The sequence below is a fragment of the Methylorubrum podarium genome, from assembly GCF_022179745.1.
In the GTDB taxonomy this organism is placed as follows: Bacteria; Pseudomonadota; Alphaproteobacteria; order Rhizobiales; family Beijerinckiaceae; genus Methylobacterium; species Methylobacterium podarium.
The window spans coordinates 1-4,037 of sequence record NZ_BPRD01000028.1 but is presented as its reverse complement, the minus strand read 5'-3'; the positions used below and the strand labels follow the sequence as shown (position 1 = coordinate 4,037).

4 protein-coding genes are annotated in these 4,037 nt (G+C 69.7%); 1 reads left to right on the top strand and 3 read right to left on the bottom strand.

Annotation, left to right across the window (positions count from 1 at the left end; translation table 11 throughout):
- The 3 genes from MFF42_RS01400 to MFF42_RS01390 all read right to left on the bottom strand — a co-directional run.
- A partial coding sequence (locus MFF42_RS01400; protein ID WP_238253864.1) for an AAA family ATPase occupies positions 1-613 on the bottom strand: 613 nt, incomplete at its 3' end.
- 92 nt (positions 614-705) lie between these two features.
- Positions 706-1,359 (bottom strand): glycoside hydrolase family 25 domain-containing protein, encoded by a 654-nt coding sequence (locus MFF42_RS01395; protein WP_238253862.1) that lies wholly within the window; start codon positions 1,357-1,359, stop codon positions 706-708.
- A 23-nt stretch (positions 1,360-1,382) separates the two neighbouring features.
- Positions 1,383-2,606, bottom strand: a complete 1,224-nt coding sequence (locus tag MFF42_RS01390; RefSeq protein WP_238253860.1) for an ATPase — start codon at positions 2,604-2,606, stop codon at positions 1,383-1,385.
- Between the two features lie 302 nt (positions 2,607-2,908).
- On the opposite strand from MFF42_RS01390, the gene MFF42_RS01385 reads away from it, so the two are divergent.
- Positions 2,909-4,037, top strand: a 1,129-nt coding sequence (locus tag MFF42_RS01385) for a cation:proton antiporter domain-containing protein (protein WP_238253858.1), incomplete at its 3' end; no start/stop codon positions are given.

Genomic DNA, 4,037 nt, shown 5'->3' with positions numbered 1-4,037 from the left:
GCGCCTCCTCGACGAGGCGGTGCTTGATGCCCGGATAATGCACCTCGACGATGGCCTTCAGCGTCTCGGCGTCGGGGAACCGGATGTAGTGGAAGAAGCAGCGGCGCAGGAAGGCGTCCGGCAGCTCCTTCTCGTTGTTCGAGGTGATGATGACGATCGGGCGGTTTTCCGCGCGGATCGTCTCGCCGGTCTCGTAGACGTGGAACTCCATCCGGTCGAGTTCGGTCAGCAGGTCGTTGGGGAACTCGATGTCGGCCTTGTCGATCTCGTCGATGAGCAGCACCGGCCGGGCCGGGGCGGTGAACGCCTCCCACAGCTTGCCGCGGCGGATGTAGTTCGAAATGTCCGAGACCCGCGGGTCGCCGAGCTGCGAGTCGCGCAGCCGCGAGACCGCGTCGTACTCGTAGAGGCCCTGCTGCGCCTTCGTGGTCGATTTGATGTTCCAGGTCAGCAGCGGCGCGTTCAAGCCCCGGGCGATCTCCTCGGCCAGCACCGTCTTGCCGGTGCCGGGCTCGCCCTTCACCAGAAGCGGGCGCTCCAGCACGATCGCGGCGTTGACCGCCGTGGTGAGATCGGGCGGCGCGACGTAGGACTCGGTTCCGGTGAAGCGCATGGGGCCTCGCGTCGGGGAGGGGTTTGGGCCGGACTAACCCGACGCGAAGTGTCTCGGCAACAGGTCGGAGAGGCAGCTTCGGTGCTCTCCGCTTACAGCGTCTTCCCGTCATGCCACACGCAGTTGGTGGCCAGGATTCCCAGGTTCACGTCCGACTTCTGCGGCTGCGGCAGGGTCTTGCCGTCCATCGCGAGGTCGATCTTGATCTCGACCTGGCCCTTCGACTCGTTCGAGCGGCGGGAGAAGTAGCAATATTGCTGGAACGGCCGCTCCTCGTTGGCCTTGAAGTTCCAGCCGGTGACGATCTGCCCGTCGAGATAGGGCACCTGCTTGAACACCGTGAAGGTCGTGTTCACCGGGGCCTGCGAGGCCGGGGCCGCGTCGGTGCCGAGCTGCGCCTTGGTCGGCGTCGGGACGGCGTTGGCCTTCTGGGCCGGCAGAGCCTCGATCTTCAGGGTGTTGTCGGTCAGCGTGACCTCGCCCTTGGTCTTGAGGGTCACGTCGGCGAGGGCCGTCTGCATCGCGCTGGCGATCTTTTCCGCCGCCGAGTCGAACTGGTTCATGTAGGCGTAGCCGTAGCAGGCGGCGCCGATGCCGATCCCGGCGAGCGCCGAGAAGGCGCCGGCCCCGATCGACCGCAGCAGGAAGGCGCGGGCGAAGTGCATCCGCGCCTCCGCCCGCAGGCGGCCGTTGACGTGTTGCGCGAGCACGATGTTCTCGTGCGTGCCCTCGGTGTGGATGCTCATGGCCGGGCGCTCGACTTATGAACTTACGCGGTCACGCCGGTCGGGGCGTTGCCGGAGGTGTTGGCGGGCGGCGGAGGCGGGGGCACCACCGGGGCCGTGCGCCGCTCCAGCGGGATCACCGAGGCGTCGCGCGTCACCGGTCGCGGCTGGGCCAGCGCCATCTCCTGGCGCACGCCCTCGGCGATGGAGGCGAGCAGGTAGGGCGTGGCCTCCGGGTTCACGGCGGCGCCGAGGTCGTCCTCGTCCATGAAGGTCTTGCGCACCGAGACCGCCGAGAGCGCCAGGATCGTCGAGGCGAAGGCGGCGCAGAGCGCGGGCACGAACACGAAGATGCGCAGGAAGGCGTGGACCTGCGCGTCGCTCACGTCGATCGGATCGACGCCGTAGACCATGGCGGTGAAGGAGTGGAGCTGCGAGCGGTTGACCGAATTGCGGTAGGCCTGCTCGGCATCGGCGACCTTGCGGTCGGCGGCGCCCCGGTCGAGGAGGCCCCGCGCCTTGCGCGCCTCCTCCAGCTCCTTGACGATGGCGCTGCGGTCGGCGCCCGCCTTCGACACCGCGGCGTTGAGGGTCGCCGTGCGCGGGTCGGTGACGCATTTCAGGTTGGAGTAGCGCACGCCCCGGCTGTTGGTGCCGTAGACGCGCTCGCACCGCTGCGCCGGAAGGCCGGCGAGCTGCGAGGAATTCTCGGCCGAGCGCCGCTCGATCTGCTCCAACTCGGTCGTGTACTGCTCGACGCGGGCATTGGCGGCCGCGATGCGCGTGTCGATGCTGTCGCGGTCGGCCTGCGCGTCCTTGAGCGCGGTCTTGGCCTTGGCCGCATCCATCAGGCGCGGATGGAACATCATCTCGCCGAGCTGCGACACCGACTTGGTGGTCACGCCCGCGGCGAAGACGATGCCGATGATCGCCAGGCCCTTCACGAACCACGAGCGCTGCGTGCGCGCCAGGATGCCGAGCGGCACGCGGCACAGCTCCACCGCGGCGTAGACCAGCGGCGCGAGCAGCATGAAGTAGAACGCCCGGTCGTCGCCGTCGCTGTAATAGCCCGCGAACAGCCACGCGCCGGCGAGCGAGGCGCCGATCACCATGAACTCGACGAGGTAGGCGATGGCGACGTAGCCCCACTTGATGCGGTAGCCGCGCTCGATGTCGCGCTCGTGCTTCCAGCGCTGCTGGTCGAGCACCCAGTCGCGCCGCTCGCGCTGCACGTCCCGGTTCGGAGGCTGTCTGCGGAGGAAATTCATGCGCTTCTTGGACTGCTGCGGGCCTCCGGAGGCGGCGGACCCGCCACCTCCTAACATCGCGTTACCCGAGCGTAAGCGCGTATTGTGCCGAAGTTGTGCCGGCCACGGCGATGAGCGGTGGATGGCGGGGGAGCGTGTTCGCCCGGGCCGAGGCCGGGACGCGAAAACCGCCGGCGGGGCACGGAAAACGGTTGCTCCGCCACCGGCTCGCCGACCATGATGCGGCCGGACCCTCCCGCGGCATCGACGCTGCAGGGCGCCGGACCGCCCTCCTCCTTTTCAGGTGTCAGCGTACAGCCCCGATGACCGACCCCGTGCAGGCCGGAACCCAGATCGCCGCGCAAGCGGGCGCGCAGACGGGTGCATTTGCGGGCGGCTACCGGGAGGCGATCCTCTTCCTCGTCACGGCCGGCATCGTCGTGCCGCTGTTCCACCGGCTGCGGATCAGCCCGGTGCTCGGCTTCATCGGCGCGGGCGCGCTGCTCGGGCCGTTCGGCCTCGGGCGCTTCGCCGACGCGCATCCGTGGCTTGCCCCCTTCACCATCGGCAACCGGTCGGAAATCGCGCATCTCGCCGAATTCGGCGTCATCTTCCTGATGTTCATGATCGGGATCGAGCTGTCCTGGGAACGCCTGCGGGTGCTGCGCCGGCTCGTCTTCGGCCTCGGCGCGATCCAGGTGGCGGCCTCCGCCGCCGTGATCGCCGCGATCCTCGTCGCGCTCGCCCAGCCGGTGGCCGGGGCGGTGCTGGTGGGGCTGGCACTCGCCCTCTCCTCCACCGCGGTGGTGCTGCCGGTGCTCGCCGAGCAGAAGCGGCTCGGCACCCCGGCCGGGCGCACGAGCTTCGCGATCCTGCTGTTTCAGGATCTGGCGGTGGCCCCGATCCTGTTCGCCATCGCCGTGCTCGGCCGGAAGGACGGCGGCGATCTCGGCGGCGCGCTCGCCCTGGCGCTCGGTCAGGCGGCGATCGCCCTGGTGGTGATCGTGGTGGCCGGCCGCTTGGCGCTGCGCCCGCTGTTCCAGCTCGTGGCGCGCACCCGCTCGCCCGAACTGTTCATGGCCGCCTGCCTCCTCGTCATCGTGGCGACGGCGCTGGTCGCGGCGGGCAGCGGCCTGTCGATGACGCTCGGCGCCTTCGTCGCCGGGCTGCTTCTCGCCGAGACGGAGTATCGCCGGGCGATCGAGGCGACGATCGACCCGTTCAAGGGCCTGTTGCTCGGCGTGTTCTTCGTCTCGGTCGGCATGAACCTCGATCCGGCCCAGCTCGTCGCCGCGCCGGGCGCGATCCTCGGCCTGTCGCTGGCGCTGCTCCTGATCAAGGGCGCCGTGGTGCTGGCGGGGGCCCGCATCATGGGGATCTCCCGCGCGGTCGCCCTGGAGACGGCGCTGCTGATCGGCCCCGGCGGCGAGTTCGCCTTCGTGCTGATCGGCG